This window comes from Acinetobacter sp. Ac_5812 (genome assembly GCF_013072695.1).
Lineage (GTDB): Bacteria > Pseudomonadota > Gammaproteobacteria > Pseudomonadales > Moraxellaceae > Acinetobacter.
This window is the reverse complement of the sequence record NZ_LXUK01000022.1, coordinates 793,008-812,787: the sequence shown is the minus strand read 5'-3', so window position 1 is coordinate 812,787 and position 19,780 is coordinate 793,008. Positions and strand designations below refer to the sequence as shown.

Here is a 19,780-nt window from a genome sequence, read left to right as displayed (position 1 = left end):
GTTCATGACAATGTTGCGGCATGTTTATTTCTACGATCTGAAATTACAGTAAATAGTGGTTTAGAGTGTCCCGCATCGCTTCTGGAATAGCGGTACTTTTTCGACTTTCTCGGTCTACAAAGACATGGACAAAATGCCCTTGAGCAGCGGCTTGCTGCTGACCTTGTTTAAAGATCGCCAGCTCATATCTGAGTGATGAATTCCCAATTTTGCCAATCGCAACACCAACCTCAACGACTTCTGGAAACGACAGTTCCTGTTGAAAGCTACAAGCTGAATCAACCACTAAGCCAATAATTTCACTGTGATGAATATCGAAACCTGTTTTCTGAATCAGTAATGAATTGGCTGCAGTATCAAAATAGCTATAGTAGGTCACATTATTAACGTGTCCATAAATATCGTTATCGGCCCAACGGGTTTGAATCGGGAAAAAGAACTTAAATTGTTCGCGCTGCTTTAAAGTCGGTTTGCTCATGCATAAATCGCCTGATAGATCTGTAATGCGTCTTGTTCGGTCATTTCTCTTGGGTTGTTTTGTAATAGTCTAGTTTGTAGCATGGCATCCTTGGCGAGTTGTGGTAGTTTTGCTTCAGCAATATTGAGTTCGCTTAACTTCAAGGTTAAGCCACTTTGGTCCAAATGATTCTGCATATGGTCAATAAACAGGTCACATAAACCATCCGTACAGCCCGTACTTCGAGGGTCTAATAATTGCATTAATTCTGCATAGTGTTGTTTGGCTTTGGGCGTATTAAATTTTAAAACTTCAACCAGTACCAAAGCATTGGTATGTCCATGCGAAAGATGAAAATGCCCACCTAATGGATAGGCGAGCGCATGCACTGCACCAACGGGGGCATTGGCAAAGGCTTGGCCTGCTAACATGGAACCCACCAACATGTTTTGGCGTGCTTCTAAATCAGCACCATTTTTCAAGACTTTGGCTAAATTATGGTTGAGTAATTTCAATGCGTTTTTAGCCAGCATATCGGCATAAAAGTTCTTTTTGATATTTGAGGTATAAGCCTCGATGGCATGCACCATGGCATCGATGCCTGTCGCTGCGGTAATATGCGCAGGTAAGCCTTGGGTAAAAGTTGCATCTAAAATGGCAACATCAGCATATAAAAAGGGGGAGACTACCCCCATTTTGGTGGTTGCACCTGTGGTGACAATTGAGATGGGCGTGACTTCTGAACCTGTTCCTGCTGTGGTTGGGATGAGAATCAGTGGTAAACGCGGTGCTTTGGCTTGGTTTACGCCATAGATTTCACTTAAGTTTTGTTGTTGTTCAGGATGGGCAAGTAGCGCGATGATTTTGGCAACATCCATTGAACTGCCGCCACCAAAGCCGATGATCACATCAATCTGTTCTTGTTTCGCAAAATCAACAGCTTCCAATACGATATGTTCTGGTGGATCTGCTTGAATATCGGAATAAATAATATACTCGAGACCAATCTGAGTCAGGATTTCTAAAATAGGCTGATGCAATTGATGCTGTATCATCCCAGCATCGGTGACAATCAATGCTTTATGGTAATTTTGTTGTGTTAAAACATTTTTAAGTTCTTGTATTGAACCTAGCCCCGCAATGATGTTGGGAACAGTTTGAAATTGAAACGAGTTCATACATACATCCTTATTTTTCATAATAAATACAACATTTTTATATCATGTGACTATAAGTTTCACTGACTAAATAAATTAACATAAGACACACTTGAAAAGTGTAACTTTGAGGTGATTATGCTGTTCAAAATGACCTATAAGCTCTTATGTCGTTTCGCCTATTCATCATGTTGAAATTATTAGATTTTATCGCAATATTTTGTTGATTTTTTTTGCAAAAACAGTACTTTTAGAACCTAATAAAAACAATAACTTAAGCAATAGTTTAGCAGCCCTTTCTTCTGTCACTTTTTAATACCAACATCATTATTTCAGAAGATTTCATGCCCAAACTCTTAATGCTCAGTCATTTTTGCCAAGCCTTGTGCACTTTTACCTTTTTTTATGTAGAAATTAGTGAGTGCGTGTATCTCATGAAAAGTAGAAATTTGCATCTTTTAAACAAGAATACTTTTTTTCGAAATCACTAAATTAGAAAAATGACAGCTGATTTTTTATTTATTTACCTCTAATGTTATTTCTCAATTTCAGTATTAGATCGAGATTCTCAGTTTGATATTTGATGAATTATAAATGGACTTGTAATGCTATTTTTCAGCGACCTAAAATTTTGTGAAGTCCGTTATTAATATTCTGTATTTCACAAAAATCTAATGTTAAAAATAAAAGAGTAGTTAATGCACTACAGAATAGCCTTTAAAAGCTATTATTTAAATAATCTAAATTTGAAAGCAACGAGCACATTATTATAAAGGAGTTTGCTCATGGTAAATAACGCAGTAGAAATGCTATTCAAACTTTTAACAGATACTAATATTCCAGAAGGCCATATTGCATTGGTACGGATTCAAGATGATCTAACTTATGATCAGGTTATGACTAATCTTGAGCAGGTTAATGCACTGCCAGGATTTACAGTAATAGGGGTTACTAGTATTCCTAATCGTGATACATCAGACTGGCAATTGACCAACTGTACATATGAGAATGGAGTTCTTAGCTGGACTGAGGGACAAATTGATTTAGGTACAGAAACCTCCCCAGATCTGGCATATGGCTATCATGCAGGCACTAGGGCAAATATTGGCGACAAGCTTGAAATGATTGTTCCCAACGTGATGTCTTTCGCATCTAGAGTATTGAGTGGCGCGCGACTAGCAGATGTAAATGGTGTCGCAGCAGGTCAAGCTAATATTGGAATTAACTGTATCAATAATAGTTTAGGAAGTCCGAATATTGGATTAACGCTGCTTGGCACTTCATATCAAACAACCGACTTGCCTGTAAAATACACAATGACTTATGTATCAGCAACTGCTGTAGAGCATGTTATAACTTCAACGGATGGAACACTTGAACTTTTCCGTGAAATACAAAACATCCCAGTATTTGAAGGAACAGCATATTTTAATGTGATTGCTACTGTTAACGAAGAAAATGAAATGTTTACAACCATTGTTTCAGTTATTAGAAGTTGAATCAATACAAGAAATGACCTTTAATGGTAATATATAAATAAGGATGAGTAGATATTAAAATACCTTTGGGTAATTTAATGTCTACTCATCTGTTTTAATAGTGTTTTATAGATTTTTATTTGTATTTAATATTTAATTAAAAAATATGCCTTTGTTTTTCTTATTTATTAAGTGACTTAACAATATATTTTTATTTTTAGACCAGCACACCATCTCGTTCAATTTTTTCTGCTGCCTTCCAACTTGGTAGTAAGCTCAAACGTTCTACATAACTTTTAATATGTGGATAATTTTCACCTTGTTGCATATGATGAATTAAGCCGTGAAGCCCAAATCCCATCATAAAGTCTGCTCCAGTCAAACGATCGTCTACTAAAAAGATTTTATCTTTTAAATAATCATTTAAAAAACCAAAAACTTTATCAAACTCAACTTGAGTATAGTTTTCTAGAAATACCAATTTCGTACCATGCTTAGCTTCTATCTGATTAAACATTTTTAATAAAAATGGCACCATCGCAGAGCTTTCAGCGAAGTGAATCCATTGTAGATAATCTGCATAAATAGCGTCATTTATATCTGGTGCAAGATGTGGAGCAAGTCTTTGAATTAACAACTCTACTATAGCACCTGATTCCGCAATCACTTTACCTTGCCATTCAATCACAGGAGATTTTCCTAAAGGATGAATATTTTTTAGTGACTCAGGTGCCAAATGAGTCGTTAAGTCACGGTAATAGCGTTGCAATTGATATGGTTGTTTGATTTCTTCAAGTAACCACAAAATTCGGAAAGAACGTGATTGGTCTAAGTGATGTAATGTAATCATGATAATGCCTGCTTTAAAAATCTTATGGGTAATTTCCCCAAGTTTTACGGTTTCCAATATACATGATAAGCTTATAGCTGCTGCTGATCACTTACTTGTAAGTAGCTTAAAGATCATCAAAAAACGAACCATCCAAAAGATTTTTTGCATTAGATTTTGCATACTCATCGGTAGTTTTTTCTGCTGCTTCTGAATCTAACCTACCATTATCATATATCCAATAGATAGCACCACAACTACTATAGTTCTTACCTCCAAGGCTTAATTTCTCTCCCTCATAGCCTAACTCCCTATATACCTCCTCGATGCTAGCAGTATGTTTTTGAATAACATCTATCATCCCTTTAGCACCATCATTCAAATACCCTCCATTTTTTTCAAAATCTTTAAATGAGTTGTAAATATTTTGTTTTGTCTGAGCGTCTAAAACTGTCATAGGTAGACCCGTCATCATGATTGGTTGGAATTAGGATAGAGCCATTATAGTCAGGGAATAGATCCATTTTATAGTCGAACGTTGGCTCATATAAATTTAATAGTTGTGCTCGGCTTCTGGTTTATAGTTGGCGCACATTGTTGATTCCCAAAAAGTACATATTCATACAGAATATTCAATAGAGACAAACACTATTTCCTTTCAAATCAAAGCAATTTTTGACAAAATAGCTGATGTCAGAAAGGTCAATTCAGGCATAATGACATTTAATCGTTTTGCGCTTATTTTGCAGGAATTTTGCATGCAATATTTTAATCTCCTTATAAAACATAATGTTGGATTATTTTTATAATGGCTACACAATATAAGGTGTTATGTGTCTGTTTAGGGAATATTTGCCGATCTCCAACTGCGGAAGCGATTCTCAGACATTATTGTAATGTGCATGGCCTAAATGTCACGGTCGACTCTGCTGGTACAAGTAATTACCATCCGAACAAAGCACCAGATCTACGTAGTCAAAAACATGCTGCAAAACGTGGTTATGATTTATCTGCGTTACGGGCTAGACAGATTGTTTTAGCAGACTTTGTTGAATTCGATTTGATTTTAGCAATGGACCATGAAAACTTCGATGATATTCAAACACTCATGTCTCAAGCTGTGCAACAGTTCGGTACACATCAGATTCGAGCCAAGTTAGCTTTGATGAGTGAGCATGATCCGCAGTTTAATCAACAAGCGGTGCCTGATCCTTATTATGGTGGTGCAGATGGCTTTGATCGAGTACTTGATCAGTGTGAATCCAGCAGCCAAGCATGGATCGATATTTTTAAAAAGCAAATCAAAGCAGGCAATAGGATTTAATTTAATATGCAGCTACAAGCGCAAGTTCAGCTTAAAAACTTAAATACATTAAATTTGAATGCGATTGCTTCACATTATGTGCAAATCAATCATCCAGATGAGGTCATTGCGGCATTAGCATTTGCGGAACAGCAGCATTTAAACGTTTTGGTGCTCTCGGGTGGCAGTAATGTTTTATTGCCACAGCAAGTACAGGCCTTGGTCATGCATTTAAATATTCAGGGCATTGAAGTCCTTTCTGAAGATGAAAATACTATTACGATTAAAGTGGGTGCTGGGCAAGTATGGCATGACTTTGTTTTGTATAGTACACAACAGCAATGGTTTGGATTGCAAAATCTTGCTTTGATACCAGGGTTAGTTGGTGCTTCTCCAGTACAGAATATTGGTGCTTATGGCGTTGAAGCGGGTGAGTTTATTGAATCGGTACAAGTTTATGATCGTGAACTAAAACAGTTTGATTCAATCTCTGCTCAAAATTGCCATTTTGCTTATCGCCATAGTATTTTCAAAGATCATCCCAATCGTTACATCATTGTCAGTGTGACTTTTAAACTATTAAAACAAGCTGAGCTTAAACTGAATTATGGTGATCTTAAGCAAGCAGTAGGCGATACACTGACCGCAGAAAACTTACAAAATCAGGTGATACAGATTCGCCAAAGTAAATTGCCAGACCCGAAAGAATTTCCAAATGTTGGAAGCTTTTTTAAGAATCCAATTTTGGCACAAGTTGAATTTGATAAAATTACTCAACAATTTCCAAACATTCCGCATTATCCGCAGGCAAATAGCAGTGTTAAAGTGGCTGCAGGCTGGTTGATTGATCAAGCAGGTTGGAAGGGTAAGCAATTAGGCTCGGTTGGGATGTTTCATAAGCAAGCTTTGGTTTTGGTGAATTATGCTGAGGCGACCCTAACGGATGTACAAAATACCTATCATGCTGTACAAAGTGATGTAAAACAAAAGTTTAGAATTCTATTGGAACCTGAACCTGTGTTATACAGTGAACAAGGTTTGATTCAAGCGCATAGTGGGTGAAGAAATCTATGGCGAAAGTACATTGGATGGTCAGTTTAGTACGGGTAATCACTATATTATTCGTGCTATTAGGCTGTTTTGTACTTTTTTTATATTCACCCTTTTACTCACAGTTTGTTGTAAAAGGTTTGAATCGTTTTGTCCCTGTAGATGTCAATGAAGTGGCTGCACAAAGTCAACGACCGGCAGCCTTAAGTGAACATGAAACGCTTGAGCCTGGTTCTAATTTATGGATTGCTCGTCAGGCTTATTTGAAGCTTATGGAAAAAACCTTTCAATCTGAAAAATCAGAGGATTTAAGGTTAATTCAAGCGCGTTATAAATTGCTGCAAGAATTGATTGCTGAGGAGCAGGAAAAAGAAAACCAAGATGAGAAAAAGCAACCGAATATTCCATTAATGAGTGAACAGCAGCCTGATCAGGATCAAGAAAGTTCAGCTGTTGTGATTAATACACCATTGGACTTTTTACAATGGAATACACCTGATAATCAGGCACTTATGGGGAAATATATTGCCTTTTTAGAAACTTATCCGATTGCATTGCCTGTGAGTGAGGATGATAAAGATCAAACCAATAAAGATCTGATTGAACTCAAAAAAAACAAAGATAATATGGTCGAGCAGCAAAGTATTTCGCAGCCAAATGCAATCGTCGTATTGGGTGGCGGGTTGACGCTTGGGGCAAATGGTAAAGATATTGTTGTGAATAATTACACTCGCTTGCGCTTAGAAAAAACATTACAAGTCGAGAAGAAATATGCATTACCTATCGTACTGAGTGGTGTTGAAGCACCCTACATGCAAGCATGGTTAAAAGAGCGTGGTGTTGAAGCGAAGCTACTTGAGAATCGCAGTATGAATACTTGTGAAAACTCTCGATTCAGTTCTTTATTGCTGCAAAAGAAAGGTGGCGCACCAACAGTGATCCTCATTACTGATGAATACCACATGCCACGTACTCGTCGCTTGTTTGCTTTAAATGGGATTGAAACGATTCCTGTCGTTGCTCCTATGCCAACAAAGTTAACCGAATGGCGTCCAAGTGAACAAAACTATGATCATAGCCGTCGTGCGAACTATGAAATGTTGGCAACAATACGTGATATGTTATTTGGCTCAAGTGATTGTCGAGAGATACCATAATGTCTGATCTTCCATTTTTAAATCCGACAATTTTAAAACAATTAGATTTACCTGTACCTAATCGAGAGACAACGCCACAGGTGCTTGAACCTTTGGATTTATCTGGTGTCACTGAAATCTCGAAACCATTACAAGCGTATCGTAAATTATATGGCTTACATTTACTGGACTGTGAACATTGGCAGGGTTATGTAGAAATGCCATTGTTCCGCGTACATGTCCAAGTATTTCAGCCCAAACAACAAAAAATCCAAGGTACAGTTTGTTTGCTACATGGCTATTTGGAACATAGTGGTATTTACCAGCCGATTATTAAAGAGATTTTAGATCAGGGCTTTAGTATCGTTACTTACGATCTGCCTGGGCATGGCTTAAGCAATGGTTCACCTGCCAGTATTCAGAATTTTGATCATTATCAGCAAGTTTTACACGCGGTTTATGATGCAGTTCGTGGTGCGAAACAACTACCTAAGCCGTGGTTAGGGATTGGACAGAGTACGGGTGGTGCAATTTGGATGCATCATTTACTGGAATATGCTGAACGTCGAGAAGACCCTATTGTCGATCGCGTATTATTATTGTCGCCATTGATCCGACCGGCGAAAACAGCATGGTGGCACAACTCTGTGGGTCTGGGCATTATTCGTCGGATTAAAAGCCAAGTACCACGACATTTCCGTCGTAATAACCATAATCCGGAGTTTCTCCGTTTTGTTCGTTTAAAAGATCCTTTACAACCTCGTATGATGGGCATGGACTGGATTCTGGCGATGTCAAAATGGATGCTGGAAATGGAACAACGACCTGCATGTCGTATTCCTGTGTGGCTCGCACAGGGTGCTTTAGACCAAACCGTAGATTGGCGTTATAACATTGAATATATTCGCCGTAAGTTTAGATTGCAGACTTTATTGATGTTGGAAGAAGGTTCGCATCAATTAATTAATGAGCGTGCAGATATTCGTGCTGCACTGACGGGTTTAATTCCTGCTTTCCTGCATGCAAAACCAAATCATCATTACTATTAATTTTGCTTTTTTCGTCATTATTTAAATGATAGAATTTTTCATATCATAAAAAAACATCAATAAATTAGATATTTGGGGCAATAATGAAAAAAGGTACATTAAGGGGTTTTTGTGTCTTTATATTGTTATGTTTTTCTTTTCCTGTTTTCGCACAAGAGTTATATAAGTGCGTAACCAGTCAGGGAACAACATATCAAAGTAGACCATGTGCAACAAAGACAGCACAAAGGACAGCATGCACAGGCTCAGTTGCGGACGGCTTTTCGGGCGATTGTCGTTCTATGGAACAGCAAAGGCAGCAAGGGATGTCGTATGAAAAAAATGCTTATACACAGGATTTAGCAAATAATAAAACCAGAACAGAGACGAGACAATCCGAATTTCAACGAGCAATTGTTGAATTTCCTGAATGTAAACAGCGCATTATGGCTTTGCAGAGATTTGCTCGTTATTCTGATCGTCGGTCTCAGTTAGTTGAGAATAACAGTCGATTTTATGCTGCAAGAGTTTGTACCGATGATGGCAGTGTATATGTGAGTTGTAATGCAGCAACCAATACATTGTTGACTCAGACTAGTCCGACTTGTCCATTCAAAAGGTAGATGTTTTTTAAAGACATAAATTGATAAATATTAAAAATGGTAATCAGTCGTGAAAGCAGCATTTATTGTAGTTGGGGTTATTTTTGCAACTTTTTTCTTGTTAAATCGTTGTTCTCATCACGATGCAACATCAGATCAGTCCATTAATTATAATCCAATTGAACAAAGACAACAGGCTTTAGATCAAATCGCTTTATTGCAACCGTTAAAGCAACATCTACCGAAGGAATACGAGACTATTCAGCAAACAGCAAATGCATCGGTACAGTCGAATGAGATGCTTGCAGCCGTCAGTAGCACATTGTGGTGGAAGTTGCGTGATATTGTCGAAAAACAAGCGGATGATGAAGGGCAAAGATTATGGAGCAAAGCATATTTGCAACAGTTGTATGATGCTAAACGCAAAGGGAATTGTTTTCCAATCGCTTTCCCGCTGTATGGCAAAACCAGCATAGATGAGAGAAGGGCATTACTGAGTTCAGCTACACAGCAGCAAACTGTAGCGGCATTAACATATATTCTCACGCATCAAGGAACGCATTCTTCGGCTGAGCTTATGCAAGCTCCACAGGCATGGGGGCAGATTGCCGATAAATTACGTCAAGATTATGGTCAGGATGCTGACTTACTCAATGCTGGAGAAACAGCGCAAGACAAGAATAAACAGTGTGAAGTGGTGATACGAACTTTTGAATATATTTTGTCTCTACCTTCAGAAGAACAAGCTCCAGTGATTCGTTGGATGTTAAATAGACATATTGCCGTGAGTGTTTTCTAAATGAAGGTTTTGATCAAAAGATGTATATAAATTTAAAAAACCAATTGGTTAAATCCACACTTCTATTATTCATGATGTTTAGCTTAGCTGCATGTGGAAAAGTTGCCCATGAACCTAAAGTTGGAGAATACGGTGAAAGCTTGGTGAACTCTGTTCTTTTAACACCGAGTGAAATTGATGCATTGAATAAAGCTGTTATTGATAAGCCAAAGGACACTTTTAAAAGACCGAATATAGGTATTAGTTTTCAAGCAGATCACAGTAAAAATCCATATCGTTTTGTTATTGTTGCGAAAGGAGTTACTCAGCAACAGGGCAAAGTCGAATTAAAATGGATTGGAGGTGTGCAGAGTGAGTCTTCTAACGGTTATCATCCAGAGGTTTTTCAAAGTGATGATAAGCACTCCTATGATTTAAATGAGCCTTTATTGCTGGTCATTAGTTCGGACCCATTCTCGGTGAGTGAACAAAATAACGGTATGAATTACAGTATCCACGCAGAACTGATGGAAGCTTCAAACGTTCAGTTTCGGTCTGTTGAGGTACAGGTCTGGCAGGGTAAAGGCTCGCAATATAATTGGACCTCTTATCTTAAATTTCTAGTGATTTTAATGGTTGTGATTTTCGGTATTTATCGTTTGATCAGTCGATAGTTCATTCGTTTTTAAATTAAAAAAGCCACCTTGAGGTGGCTTTTCAGTTATTAAAATTGATTGGCATCCGCCATTTTCCACATACGATAATAGAAATTCTCGTCATCATTTAAATCGCTATGCAGTAATTCATTTTCTTTTAAGAAGAAGTGGATCTGCGCATAGTTTTTGATTTCACGGTCATTCATACGCTGTGCCAAATGATGCGCTTTAATGTCTGATGGATGATGCAAACCTGCCGCTGCAATCATTTCAGATAAGGCGTGTAGAGTGTTTTTATGGAAGTTAAACACACGTTCAGCCTTACTTGGTACGTCGATGGCTTTTTGGCGATCTTTGTCTTGTGTCGCAACGCCAACAGGACATTGGTTGGTATGACAGCTTTGTGCTTGGATACAGCCTACAGCAAACATAAAGCCACGTGCAGAATTGACCCAATCCGCGCCTAAGGCAAAGGTGCTGGCAATATCAAAGGCACTGATCATTTTACCGCTGGCACCAATTTTAACTTGACTGCGAAGTCCTGCACCCACCAGTGTATTATGCACAAAGCGTAAACCTTCTCTGAGCGGTGTACCAATATAATCACTAAATTCGATTGGTGCTGCGCCAGTTCCGCCTTCAGAACCATCAACCACCACAAAGTCAGGCACAATTTTGGTTTCGAGCATGGCTTTGACAATGCTCATAAATTGCCAAGGTTGACCAATACATAATTTAAAGCCGACTGGTTTGCCACCTGAAAGCTCTCTCAGTTTTTGAATGAAATGCATCATTTCAATTGGGGTGTTAAAACTTGGGTGCTTAGAAGGGGAAACACAGTCATGGTCTCTGGATATACCGCGGATACGAGCAATTTCTTCAGTGATTTTATGCTTAGGTAAAATACCACCGTGACCTGGTTTCGCACCTTGTGAGAGCTTAACTTCAATCATTTTAATATTCGGATTTTTGGCTTGCTGTGCAAACTTGTCTGGATCAAATAAGCCTTCAGGGGTACGGCAACCAAAATAGCCACTGGCAATTTGCCAGACAATATCTCCGCCATGCTCTAAATGGTAGGGACTCAGGCTTCCTTCCCCCGTATCATGATAGAAGTTACCTAAATGTGCACCTTTATTTAGTGCACGAATTGCATTCGCACTCAGACTTCCAAAGCTCATCGCTGAGATATTCATGATGGAAGCGCTATATGGCTGGCTACATTGTGTATTACCAATCAGGACGCGGAAAGACTCTGGGTTTGCGGGAGGACATGGGGCAATTGAATGTACAATAAAGCGATAGTTTGGATCATAGACATCTATAATTGAGCCAAACGGTTTATCTGCATTTTCATTTTTTGCACGTTGATAAACCAAGCTACGTTGCATACGTGAAAAAGGCAGAGCATCCTGATCCGATTCAATGAAATATTGGCGAATTTCAGGGCGAACATCTTCAAAAAGAAAGCGAAAATGTCCAAGAATTGGATAATTTCTTAAGATGGCATGTTTCTTTTGCAGTAAATCGCGTAAACCAACAATGCTAAGCAACCCTGTGACTAACCAAAGACCGTTTAAAAGCGTATCGGATATAAAATAATAAATGGTATGTGGGGTATAGGTAAATTTAAACCAAGTAATAGTTAAAGCAGTAAAAATACAAAGAAACCAAACAGAATGTCTTGAAAAGAAAGTGTTAAGTAATTTATGTCTTATAGCTTGCGCTGGACTAGCCATCGGCAGGAGATTCCCATAATGAAGCAACTGACAAACGATGCCAAGAAGCTCACATAAGCTCAAGTAATGAATTGTTAGATATGAGAATTATTCTCTTATAAGTTTGCTTATTTGGTTTTTTCTGGAAAATTAACTTAAGTGTTTGCAGGATAATATTTACTTGAATCCAAGTTCCTAACCCGATTACTATCTGGCATATTGGTAACTTTCATCAATATAGATTCACTGTATTCGAAAAGAGATTGGCGATATGCAGGTGTTGGGACTTAAAAATGAATAAAAAAGGTTCATCCATTACTCGAGTTTTAGACATTATTGAGGCAATTTCTACTGCAAAACATCCACCGTCACCTTTAGATCTTTCGGTAGAGCTGGACATTCCAAAACCGAGTATTCATCGTTTATTACAAACGCTAGAGCAAGAAAAATTTGTGAAGACGGATATGTATGGGGGGTATATTCTGGGGGATCGAACCTATAAGCTGCTGATGAATTCATGGGAGCAGGAACCTCGTAAGATGGAACGCTTGGCTATCCTGCAAAAATTATCAGATCAAATTAATGAAACCTGTGGTATTGCCATACTCAGTGATAATCAAATGCTTTACACAGATCGGGTGCAGGCGAATTGGCCGCTACAGGTCTATTTACCTGTTGGTGCGACAGTACCTTTGTGGTGTACTTCGAGTGGAAAACTATTTTTAAGTTTTCAGCCTGTGAGTCGCAGGAAAAATATCTTAGCGCATTTACCGATTGTACAGCTCACCAAAAATACCATTACCGATCCCGTCTTACTTGAAGACAATTTGGATCAAATTTTTCTAAATAAACTCGGAACGGATAATGAAGAGTTTATTTCGGGTATGGTGGCTTGTTCAGTCCCGATTCAAAGAGCAGGTACTATTGTGGCTTGTCTTTATGTACATGCACCCACAATAAGAAAGTCTCTTGAAGATTTAGTGGCATATGAGCCTTTGTTACGTCAGGCGGCAAATGATTTAAATAAACTGATTGATGTTTAAAAAGAGTGAGCTAAAAACTCACTCTTTTAGTGAGTAACTAAATTAGTTGAGTGTCGGCATTGAAAATTGTGCGCCTTCGCGGACATTGGTGCTCGGCCAGCGTTGAGTAATGGTTTTACGACGCGTATAGAAACGGGCACCATCTGGCCCATAGGCATGTAAATCGCCAAACAGCGAACGTTTCCAACCGCCGAAACTATGATAAGCCACAGGCACTGGAAGCGGAATATTAATACCGACCATCCCCACTTTAATGTTGTCGCTAAAATAGCGTGCAGCCTCACCATCACGTGTATAGATACAGGTGCCATTTCCATATTCATGGCTGTCGATCAGATCCATGGCTTCTTGCATGGTTTTTACACGAATGACTTGCAGTACGGGACCAAAGATTTCTTCTTTATAGCTGGTCATATTCGGTGTGACTTGATCAATGAGTGTCGCACCCACATAAAAACCATTTTCATAACCTTCAGGTGCTGCATTGCGTCCATCGACAATCACGCTGGCGCCTTGTTGTTCTGCACTATTAATATAGTTGACGACTTTGGCTTTATGTTGCGCGGTAATCACTGGACCAAAATCATTGTCTTTATTTGAGTATGGGCCATATTTGAGCAAATCGATTTCTTTGGATAGTTTTACGATCATTTGATCAGCAATTTCATCACCGACAGCGACTGCGACAGAAAGGGCCATGCAGCGTTCGCCCGATGAACCAAAGGCTGCGCCTAATAAAGAACTAACCACATTATCTAAATCTGCATCGGGCATGACAATGGCATGGTTCTTTGCACCTCCCAAGGCCTGACAACGTTTACCTGCTGCAGTCGCGGTTTGATAGATATATTCTGCAATGGGTGTGGAACCAACGAAGCTAACCGCCTGAACACGTGGATCATGCAGTAGCGTATCGACCGCTTCTTTATCTCCATTGACGACATTCATTACACCATCAGGCAGTCCCGCTTGTTTGAGCAGTTGAGCAATAAATAAAGTGGAGGATGGATCGCGTTCGGAAGGTTTCAGCACAAAGGTATTTCCACATACAAGGGCCATGGGGAACATCCAAAGTGGAACCATAACTGGAAAGTTAAATGGGGTAATTCCTGCAACAACACCTAAAGGCTGAAACTCACTCCATGAATCGATTGCAGGTCCGACATTTTTACTAAATTCACCTTTTAGAAACTCGGGTGCGCCACAGGCATATTCAACATTCTCAATGCCACGTTGTAATTCTCCTGCGGCATCATGTCCAATTTTGCCATGTTCTTCACCAATCAACTGGCAGATTTTTTCAGCATTTTGTTCAAGTAATTCCTTAAATTTAAACATGACGCGAGCCCGTTTGATGACTGGGGTATTCCGCCATTCTGGGAAGGCTGCTTCTGCGGCGGCAATTGCTTCTTCTACAGTTGCCTTGCCAGCAAGTGCAACCTCTTTGACTTGTATGCCTACTGATGGGTTATAAACGGCTTGCGTACGTGCATGCGTTGTATGGATTGCACCATTAATAAAATGTCCAATCAGTTCCATGTGAATTTATCCTCTGTTATAAAAAATTAAAGCTTTTATGCTGACCAAAGTTGTTGATACAAGCTGACCATTTGCTCAATTGTCGGCACGATAGGGTTATTGGATGGTGAGCCCGAGGCCAGTGCCTGCTCAGCCATGGTCTGAACGACCTCATCAAAATAGTGTTTGTCGACCCCAAACTCAGCTAATGTGGGGACTTTCAAATCTTGATTAATCGCGATCAAGGTTTTGATGAGCTTTTGATTAGCAAGCTCAATCGCATCATCTGAATGCGCGCAGCCGATTGCCTTGGCACAGTCAGCGTAACGTTCTGGTGCTGCTTGGATTGAAAACTCAGTGATGAGGGGGAGTAACATTGCATTGGATAGTCCGTGCGGAACATGGAAAAAAGCACCAATGGGGCGGCTCATACCATGCACCAAGGCAACCGAGGCGTTTGAAAAAGCAATCCCTGCCAAAGTCGAACCGAGCATCATTTTTTCACGTGCTCGCTCATTGCTGGGTTGGTGATAAACGATCTGTAAATTTGGACCAATCAGTTTCATCGCTGCGAGTGCTTGCGCATCACTATATGGACTGGCTTTCTTACTGACATATGCTTCGATGGCATGGGTAAGCGCATCAATACCTGTATCTGCAGTGGTACGTGGGGGCAGAGAAATGGTAAGTTCGTAGTCGATAATTGCCGCGATTGGCAGAAAACCGAGCCCTGCACACAGCATTTTCTCATTGGTTTTGTCATTGGTAATGATGGTAAACCGCGTGCATTCGGATCCTGTTCCTGCGGTGGTTGGAATGGCAATAATAGGCAGACCGAGTTCATTGACTTGTCTAGGAAATTTATAATCTGAAATCTCCCCACCATGTTGACTCAAAATACTGATTGCTTTGGCACTATCTATCGGGCTACCACCACCAATTGCAATAATGGCATCATACTGCTGCGCCTGAATATACTTCACACCCGCTTCGATGGAACCAGAGGTCGGCTCTGGAATGGTTTCAGCAAAATAGTCACTGTCTATATTCGCTGCTTTTAGCAGGTCTTGAATTTGCGTGATATAGCCAAGTGAAACCATCATTTTATCGGTAATAATGAGTGGCTTGTTTGCACCTAAGCTTTCTAGAATCATTGGAAGCTTAGCCCGCGCATTTTTTCCAATTTCCATAATCCTTGGAAGGTGAGTTGAAAATGACATTTTTAATTCTCCGTATTAACGTCAAAATTGATTGTTTTTAAAAAGAACCGAATATTGTTCCTAGCGTGATCACACCACTGAGCGCAATCAATGGAATGATGACGGCGACAATGAACATGTCGTAATAAGATTGTTTATGGGTTAAACCACACAAGGTAATAATGGTAATGACGGCACCATTGTGAGGAAGTGAATCCAGTGCACCAGAAGCCATAGAAGCAACTCGATGCATCAGTTCGAGTGAAATACCATGTTGCAAGGCTAAATGCTTATAGGTTTCGCCCATGGTATTCAGGGCAATGCTCAAACCACCTGAGGCAGAGCCTGTGATACCTGCTAATACATTAATCACGATGGCTTCTGAAATAAGCGGATTGTTGGGGGCAATACCGACAAGAAAGTCACGTAAGATGATAAAGCCAGCCAAAGACGCAATGACCGAACCATAGCCGACTTCTGAGGCGGTATTAAAAATAGGTAAAAAGGATGAGGAGACACCCTGTTGAATTGAATTTTTAATATCGATAATAGACTTCCAGTTCAAAACAATAATGCTTAAACAAGCCAGCACCAATGCGCATATGATTGCCCATAATCCAATCACTGAATTGAGCGAAGTATTCCCAAATTGATCCGTGGCTAAATAGGCAGTGTCCAGTGACGGTAAAATCAGTTTTGTGAGTACTAAGTTGCTCACAATCACAATAAAAATTGGAGCAAATGCGACCATAAGACTTGGTTTGGCAGATATTGAATTCTGTTCAAGATGATTCTCGATATGGTTTCCATATCCTTCATTACTCAGATCTGCTTTTTTTACCCGTCTATTGAGCCACCACATGCCAGTGATCAAAATAAAGATAGATGCTAAAACACCAAGTCCAGGTGCAGCATAGAGATCAGTATTAAAAAAAGGCATTGGAATTGCATTTTGAATTGCCGGCGTGCCAGGTAATGCGGTCATGGTAAAGGTGAGTGCACCTAGCATAATTGCTGCTGGGATGAGGCGTTTAGGAATACCAAGCTCTTTAAATAATGCCGAGGCAATTGGAAAGACGGCAAAACCAACAACAAAAAGTGAAACGCCTCCATAGGTTAAAATTGCACAAGACAGAACAATAGACAGCATGGCTCTATGGTGTCCGAGTTTTTCAACAAAGAAATTGGCAATGGTTTGTGCAGAGCCAGAATCTTCCATTAATTTTCCAAATACCGCACCTAGTAAAAATAGAGGAAAGTATTTGATGATATAACCGCCTAAACCTGTCATAAACACTTGGGAATAAAACCCAAGGAGTTGATTGCTGAGACCGCTCCATGCGACAGCAAATAATGCCAGTAAGGGTGCAAGTACAATTACGCTAAATCCTTTATATGCTAAATACATCAACAATATTAAGGACAAGACTATTCCGATTAGTCCTACCATTTTATACACCTGTTTTTGTAGTTTTGTATAATGATACGAAACGTATCATTATTAATGTATATAATTTAATCGAGTTGAAGTCAAGCGCCGAAAGCAGCGTGAATATGAAAGATGGCAAACCATTTTTTGTATTTGAAATTTTGGGGGCATTCGGGAGATTTTTAATCCTATGAATAAAATTATCTTTGATTGAATACTTATAAGTTATTTAATTTAATAGGATTTACTTTGAAATGAATCTATATGCCTAAAATATGAATTAAATCTCAAAAAAACAAAAAATTATTAAACAAATCACCTAAAAGGCAAAAAAAGAGATAAAAACCATTTTTTTATTTACAACGTTTAATCAATTGGTAATAATCCACCTGATTTTTTTACTATTTATTTAATATGAACCTAAAAAAAATGAAAAAAAACCAAATATTCATTATGTTAAGTTTACTTGGAACATCCATTTATGCTGCAGAACCGCCGTCGAGTATTGTCTTAGAGGCCGATGCTATACAGCGTCAACAACAACGTGATGAAGCCTTACAGAAACAAATACAACCCGAGTCATCCGTTCAGACGGGCTTAGAACAGCAATTACAAATCAAACCGCAGCTTCAGTTTCTGAAATCACACAGCGAAGAGGTTTGTTTTGAAATCAAAAAGTTTGTACTGATTGGCGAAGATGCTCGTCAGTTTACTTTTGCCATGCGTCCAGTGACACAAGGTCAATATAATTTGATTGGGCGCTGTATTGGAGTACAAGGGCTCAATCAAGCCTTGGATTTGATCCAGAACCGCCTGATTAGTCATGGCTATGTCACAACACGAATGTTATTGCCACAACAAAATATTGCTTCGGGCACAATTCAACTTAAAGTGGTTGCGGGTAAGGTCGATCAAATTCAATTTGTTGAAGGCACCTCAAAACGTGCACATAAATTTAATGCCTTACCAGTGAAATCAGGCGATATTCTCAATCTACGTAATATTGAACAAGGCTTAGAAAATTTTAAACGTGTGCCAACGGTGGAAGCAGATTTTAAGATTAAGCCTTCCGAGCAAAGAACTGAGCCTGGCTATAGTGATTTGGAATTGGCTTGGCAGCAATCCAAACCTTATCGTCTGCATTTGGGTGTTGATGATGCAGGATCAGATTCAACTGGTAAATATCAAGGTACTGCAACCTTATCTTTAGATAACCTATTGACTGCCAATGACCTGTTCTATGGTAGCTATAACCATGACCTTGGTGGTGGAGACGCTGGTAAACGTGGTACCGATGGTTTTTACCTCAGTTATAGTATTCCTTACCAGTACTGGTTATTGAATACCAGTTATAGTCAATCCAATTATAATCAGACGGTCGCTGGGGCGAACCAAAGTTATAACTATAGCGGTAAAAGTAAGTTGATTGGTGCTGATCTCTCGCGTGTGTTGTATCGAGATGCCAAACGGAAGACTTCAGCCAGTGTCGGTGGTTGGTATCGTGAGTCGCAGAACTTTATCAATGATGTTGAAGTAGAAGTACAGCGTCGAAAAACGGCGGGCTGGAAAGCTAGCTTAGATCATAGTGAATATTTAGCCAATGCCACGCTGACGGGTAATGTCACCTATAAACGCGGTACGGGTGCATTTAGTGCAATGCGTGCACCAGAAGAACAATTTAATGAAGCATATACCCGTGTCGGTATTTTACAGGCCAATGCCAGTTTGCAAGTGCCATTCCAAGTCGGTCAGCAGAACTTACAATATTTGGCTGAGTGGCGCATGCAGCACAGTAACAAACCACTGACACCGCAAGACCGCTTCTCGATTGGTAACCGTTATACCGTGCGCGGTTATGATGGTGAACAAACGTTGATGGCCGATAATGGCTTCTTGGTTCGCAATGAACTGAGTGGCCCGATTGCGAAACTTCCGATGCAATGGTACAGCGGCATTGATTATGGTGAGGTGGGCGGGACCACTGCACACTATCCAAATCCATTGGTTGGCACCAGTTTGCTGGGTGCGGTTGTGGGCTTACGTGGACAGGTATTTAAGTCGGTCAGCTATGACGCATTTGTCGGTGCGCCGTTGAAAAAGCCAGAATATTTTAAAACCGATGATTTTACGACAGGTTTTAGTGTGAACTGGATGTACTAGTCCGCACTTTTGTTTTTTTTTTTGAATTAATTAATTAGGGTCTGTTGAATATTCATAAATGAGATGCGTTGTCGGCTAAAATTGAATCAGACAAGGCGTGAAACGTAGGTAATAGCAAGCTCTTATCAAGTTTCATAACGCAGTATGAGGCAATTTTAGCTACAACCCGGAGGGACAGATCAGTTTTCTGCCATTTCTGCGTTGAGCGTTATTCATTTAGAATGACTAAATATCATAAC

The 19,780-nt window shown here is 39.5% G+C and carries 18 protein-coding genes and 1 pseudogene; 10 read left to right on the top strand and 9 right to left on the bottom strand.

Annotation, left to right across the window (positions count from 1 at the left end):
- Window positions 1-43: 43 nt before the first annotated feature.
- On the bottom strand, window positions 44-478 hold the full coding sequence (locus A7P55_RS17250; protein ID WP_171553058.1) for a thioesterase family protein: 435 nt from the start codon (window positions 476-478) through the stop codon (window positions 44-46).
- Window positions 475-1,635 carry an iron-containing alcohol dehydrogenase gene (locus A7P55_RS17245; RefSeq protein ID WP_171553057.1) on the bottom strand — a complete coding sequence of 387 codons (1,161 nt, stop codon included), beginning with the start codon at window positions 1,633-1,635 and terminating at the stop codon, window positions 475-477. The genes A7P55_RS17250 and A7P55_RS17245 overlap by 4 nt, the downstream gene beginning before the upstream one ends.
- Window positions 1,636-2,399: 764 nt before the next feature.
- Between A7P55_RS17245 and A7P55_RS17240 the strand changes: the two genes are divergently transcribed.
- A complete protein-coding gene (locus A7P55_RS17240; RefSeq protein ID WP_171553056.1) occupies window positions 2,400-3,113 on the top strand; it encodes a hypothetical protein in 714 nt (237 codons plus the stop codon).
- A 196-nt stretch (window positions 3,114-3,309) separates the two neighbouring features.
- Here A7P55_RS17240 and A7P55_RS17235 read toward each other — a convergent pair whose 3' ends face one another.
- The 3 genes and pseudogenes from A7P55_RS17235 to A7P55_RS22675 all read right to left on the bottom strand — a co-directional run.
- Window positions 3,310-3,942 carry a glutathione S-transferase gene (locus A7P55_RS17235; RefSeq protein WP_171553055.1) on the bottom strand — a complete coding sequence of 211 codons (633 nt, stop codon included), beginning with the start codon at window positions 3,940-3,942 and terminating at the stop codon, window positions 3,310-3,312.
- Between the two features lie 106 nt (window positions 3,943-4,048).
- Window positions 4,049-4,378 (bottom strand): hypothetical protein, encoded by a 330-nt coding sequence (locus A7P55_RS17230; protein WP_171553054.1) that lies wholly within the window; start codon window positions 4,376-4,378, stop codon window positions 4,049-4,051.
- Between the two features lie 16 nt (window positions 4,379-4,394).
- A pseudogene (locus A7P55_RS22675) lies at window positions 4,395-4,516 on the bottom strand (SOS response-associated peptidase); the annotation flags it as partial.
- Window positions 4,517-4,729: 213 nt separating this feature from the next.
- On the opposite strand from A7P55_RS22675, the gene A7P55_RS17225 reads away from it, so the two are divergent.
- The 7 genes from A7P55_RS17225 to A7P55_RS17195 all read left to right on the top strand — a co-directional run bounded on the left by A7P55_RS17225 (window position 4,730) and on the right by A7P55_RS17195 (window position 10,492).
- Window positions 4,730-5,245 (top strand): low molecular weight protein-tyrosine-phosphatase, encoded by a 516-nt coding sequence (locus tag A7P55_RS17225; protein ID WP_171553053.1) that lies wholly within the window; start codon window positions 4,730-4,732, stop codon window positions 5,243-5,245.
- 6 nt (window positions 5,246-5,251) lie between these two features.
- Window positions 5,252-6,286, top strand: a complete 1,035-nt coding sequence (gene murB, locus A7P55_RS17220; protein ID WP_171553052.1) for a UDP-N-acetylmuramate dehydrogenase — start codon at window positions 5,252-5,254, stop codon at window positions 6,284-6,286.
- 8 nt (window positions 6,287-6,294) lie between these two features.
- The gene (locus A7P55_RS17215) at window positions 6,295-7,431 is read left to right on the top strand and encodes a YdcF family protein (RefSeq protein ID WP_171553051.1); all 1,137 of its coding nucleotides are present in this window, start codon (window positions 6,295-6,297) and stop codon (window positions 7,429-7,431) included.
- Entirely contained in the window at window positions 7,431-8,459 is a 1,029-nt protein-coding gene (locus A7P55_RS17210; protein ID WP_171553050.1) for an alpha/beta hydrolase, read from the top strand. Before A7P55_RS17215 ends, A7P55_RS17210 begins: the two co-directional genes overlap by 1 nt.
- Before the next feature lie 83 nt (window positions 8,460-8,542).
- On the top strand, window positions 8,543-9,061 hold the full coding sequence (locus A7P55_RS17205; RefSeq protein WP_171553049.1) for a DUF4124 domain-containing protein: 519 nt from the start codon (window positions 8,543-8,545) through the stop codon (window positions 9,059-9,061).
- Between the two features lie 49 nt (window positions 9,062-9,110).
- Window positions 9,111-9,839 (top strand): hypothetical protein, encoded by a 729-nt coding sequence (locus tag A7P55_RS17200; RefSeq protein ID WP_171553048.1) that lies wholly within the window; start codon window positions 9,111-9,113, stop codon window positions 9,837-9,839.
- Between the two features lie 20 nt (window positions 9,840-9,859).
- Window positions 9,860-10,492 (top strand): hypothetical protein, encoded by a 633-nt coding sequence (locus A7P55_RS17195; RefSeq protein ID WP_171553047.1) that lies wholly within the window; start codon window positions 9,860-9,862, stop codon window positions 10,490-10,492.
- Window positions 10,493-10,542: 50 nt separating this feature from the next.
- On the opposite strand, the gene A7P55_RS17190 is transcribed toward A7P55_RS17195, so the two are convergent.
- Window positions 10,543-12,213: an FMN-binding glutamate synthase family protein gene (locus A7P55_RS17190; RefSeq protein WP_216078076.1), complete on the bottom strand. Its 1,671-nt coding sequence runs from the start codon at window positions 12,211-12,213 to the stop codon at window positions 10,543-10,545.
- A gap of 272 nt (window positions 12,214-12,485) precedes the next feature.
- Between A7P55_RS17190 and A7P55_RS17185 the strand changes: the two genes are divergently transcribed.
- Complete coding sequence (locus tag A7P55_RS17185; RefSeq protein WP_171553046.1) at window positions 12,486-13,235, top strand: IclR family transcriptional regulator; 750 nt, start codon at window positions 12,486-12,488, stop codon at window positions 13,233-13,235.
- Window positions 13,236-13,277: 42 nt separating this feature from the next.
- Here the strand turns inward: A7P55_RS17185 and A7P55_RS17180 are convergent, their stop codons facing one another.
- The 3 genes from A7P55_RS17180 to A7P55_RS17170 are packed head-to-tail and all read right to left on the bottom strand — an operon-like array spanning window position 13,278 to window position 17,402.
- Window positions 13,278-14,774: a CoA-acylating methylmalonate-semialdehyde dehydrogenase gene (locus tag A7P55_RS17180; RefSeq protein ID WP_171553045.1), complete on the bottom strand. Its 1,497-nt coding sequence runs from the start codon at window positions 14,772-14,774 to the stop codon at window positions 13,278-13,280.
- Window positions 14,775-14,809: 35 nt separating this feature from the next.
- Complete coding sequence (locus A7P55_RS17175; protein ID WP_171553044.1) at window positions 14,810-15,973, bottom strand: iron-containing alcohol dehydrogenase; 1,164 nt, start codon at window positions 15,971-15,973, stop codon at window positions 14,810-14,812.
- 37 nt (window positions 15,974-16,010) lie between these two features.
- Entirely contained in the window at window positions 16,011-17,402 is a 1,392-nt protein-coding gene (locus A7P55_RS17170; protein ID WP_171553043.1) for a GntP family permease, read from the bottom strand.
- A gap of 432 nt (window positions 17,403-17,834) precedes the next feature.
- On the opposite strand from A7P55_RS17170, the gene A7P55_RS17165 reads away from it, so the two are divergent.
- Window positions 17,835-19,541 carry a ShlB/FhaC/HecB family hemolysin secretion/activation protein gene (locus A7P55_RS17165; protein ID WP_171553042.1) on the top strand — a complete coding sequence of 569 codons (1,707 nt, stop codon included), beginning with the start codon at window positions 17,835-17,837 and terminating at the stop codon, window positions 19,539-19,541.
- Window positions 19,542-19,780: the final 239 nt, after the last annotated feature.

What these genes read in the sequence shown, in the direction of transcription:
- A7P55_RS17250 (WP_171553058.1), bottom strand. Translation starts at nt 478, where the DNA reads ATGAGCAAACCGACTTTAAAGCAGCGCGAACAATTTAAGTTCTTTTTC.
- A7P55_RS17245 (WP_171553057.1), bottom strand. Translation starts at nt 1,635, where the DNA reads ATGAACTCGTTTCAATTTCAAACTGTTCCCAACATCATTGCGGGGCTA.
- A7P55_RS17240 (WP_171553056.1), top strand. Translation starts at nt 2,400, where the DNA reads ATGGTAAATAACGCAGTAGAAATGCTATTCAAACTTTTAACAGATACT.
- A7P55_RS17235 (WP_171553055.1), bottom strand. Translation starts at nt 3,942, where the DNA reads ATGATTACATTACATCACTTAGACCAATCACGTTCTTTCCGAATTTTG.
- A7P55_RS17230 (WP_171553054.1), bottom strand. Translation starts at nt 4,378, where the DNA reads ATGACAGTTTTAGACGCTCAGACAAAACAAAATATTTACAACTCATTT.
- A7P55_RS17225 (WP_171553053.1), top strand. Translation starts at nt 4,730, where the DNA reads ATGGCTACACAATATAAGGTGTTATGTGTCTGTTTAGGGAATATTTGC.
- murB (WP_171553052.1), top strand. Translation starts at nt 5,252, where the DNA reads ATGCAGCTACAAGCGCAAGTTCAGCTTAAAAACTTAAATACATTAAAT.
- A7P55_RS17215 (WP_171553051.1), top strand. Translation starts at nt 6,295, where the DNA reads ATGGCGAAAGTACATTGGATGGTCAGTTTAGTACGGGTAATCACTATA.
- A7P55_RS17210 (WP_171553050.1), top strand. Translation starts at nt 7,431, where the DNA reads ATGTCTGATCTTCCATTTTTAAATCCGACAATTTTAAAACAATTAGAT.
- A7P55_RS17205 (WP_171553049.1), top strand. Translation starts at nt 8,543, where the DNA reads ATGAAAAAAGGTACATTAAGGGGTTTTTGTGTCTTTATATTGTTATGT.
- A7P55_RS17195 (WP_171553047.1), top strand. Translation starts at nt 9,860, where the DNA reads ATGTATATAAATTTAAAAAACCAATTGGTTAAATCCACACTTCTATTA.
- A7P55_RS17190 (WP_216078076.1), bottom strand. Translation starts at nt 12,213, where the DNA reads ATGGCTAGTCCAGCGCAAGCTATAAGACATAAATTACTTAACACTTTC.
- A7P55_RS17185 (WP_171553046.1), top strand. Translation starts at nt 12,486, where the DNA reads ATGAATAAAAAAGGTTCATCCATTACTCGAGTTTTAGACATTATTGAG.
- A7P55_RS17180 (WP_171553045.1), bottom strand. Translation starts at nt 14,774, where the DNA reads ATGGAACTGATTGGACATTTTATTAATGGTGCAATCCATACAACGCAT.
- A7P55_RS17175 (WP_171553044.1), bottom strand. Translation starts at nt 15,973, where the DNA reads ATGTCATTTTCAACTCACCTTCCAAGGATTATGGAAATTGGAAAAAAT.
- A7P55_RS17170 (WP_171553043.1), bottom strand. Translation starts at nt 17,402, where the DNA reads ATGGTAGGACTAATCGGAATAGTCTTGTCCTTAATATTGTTGATGTAT.
- A7P55_RS17165 (WP_171553042.1), top strand. Translation starts at nt 17,835, where the DNA reads ATGTTAAGTTTACTTGGAACATCCATTTATGCTGCAGAACCGCCGTCG.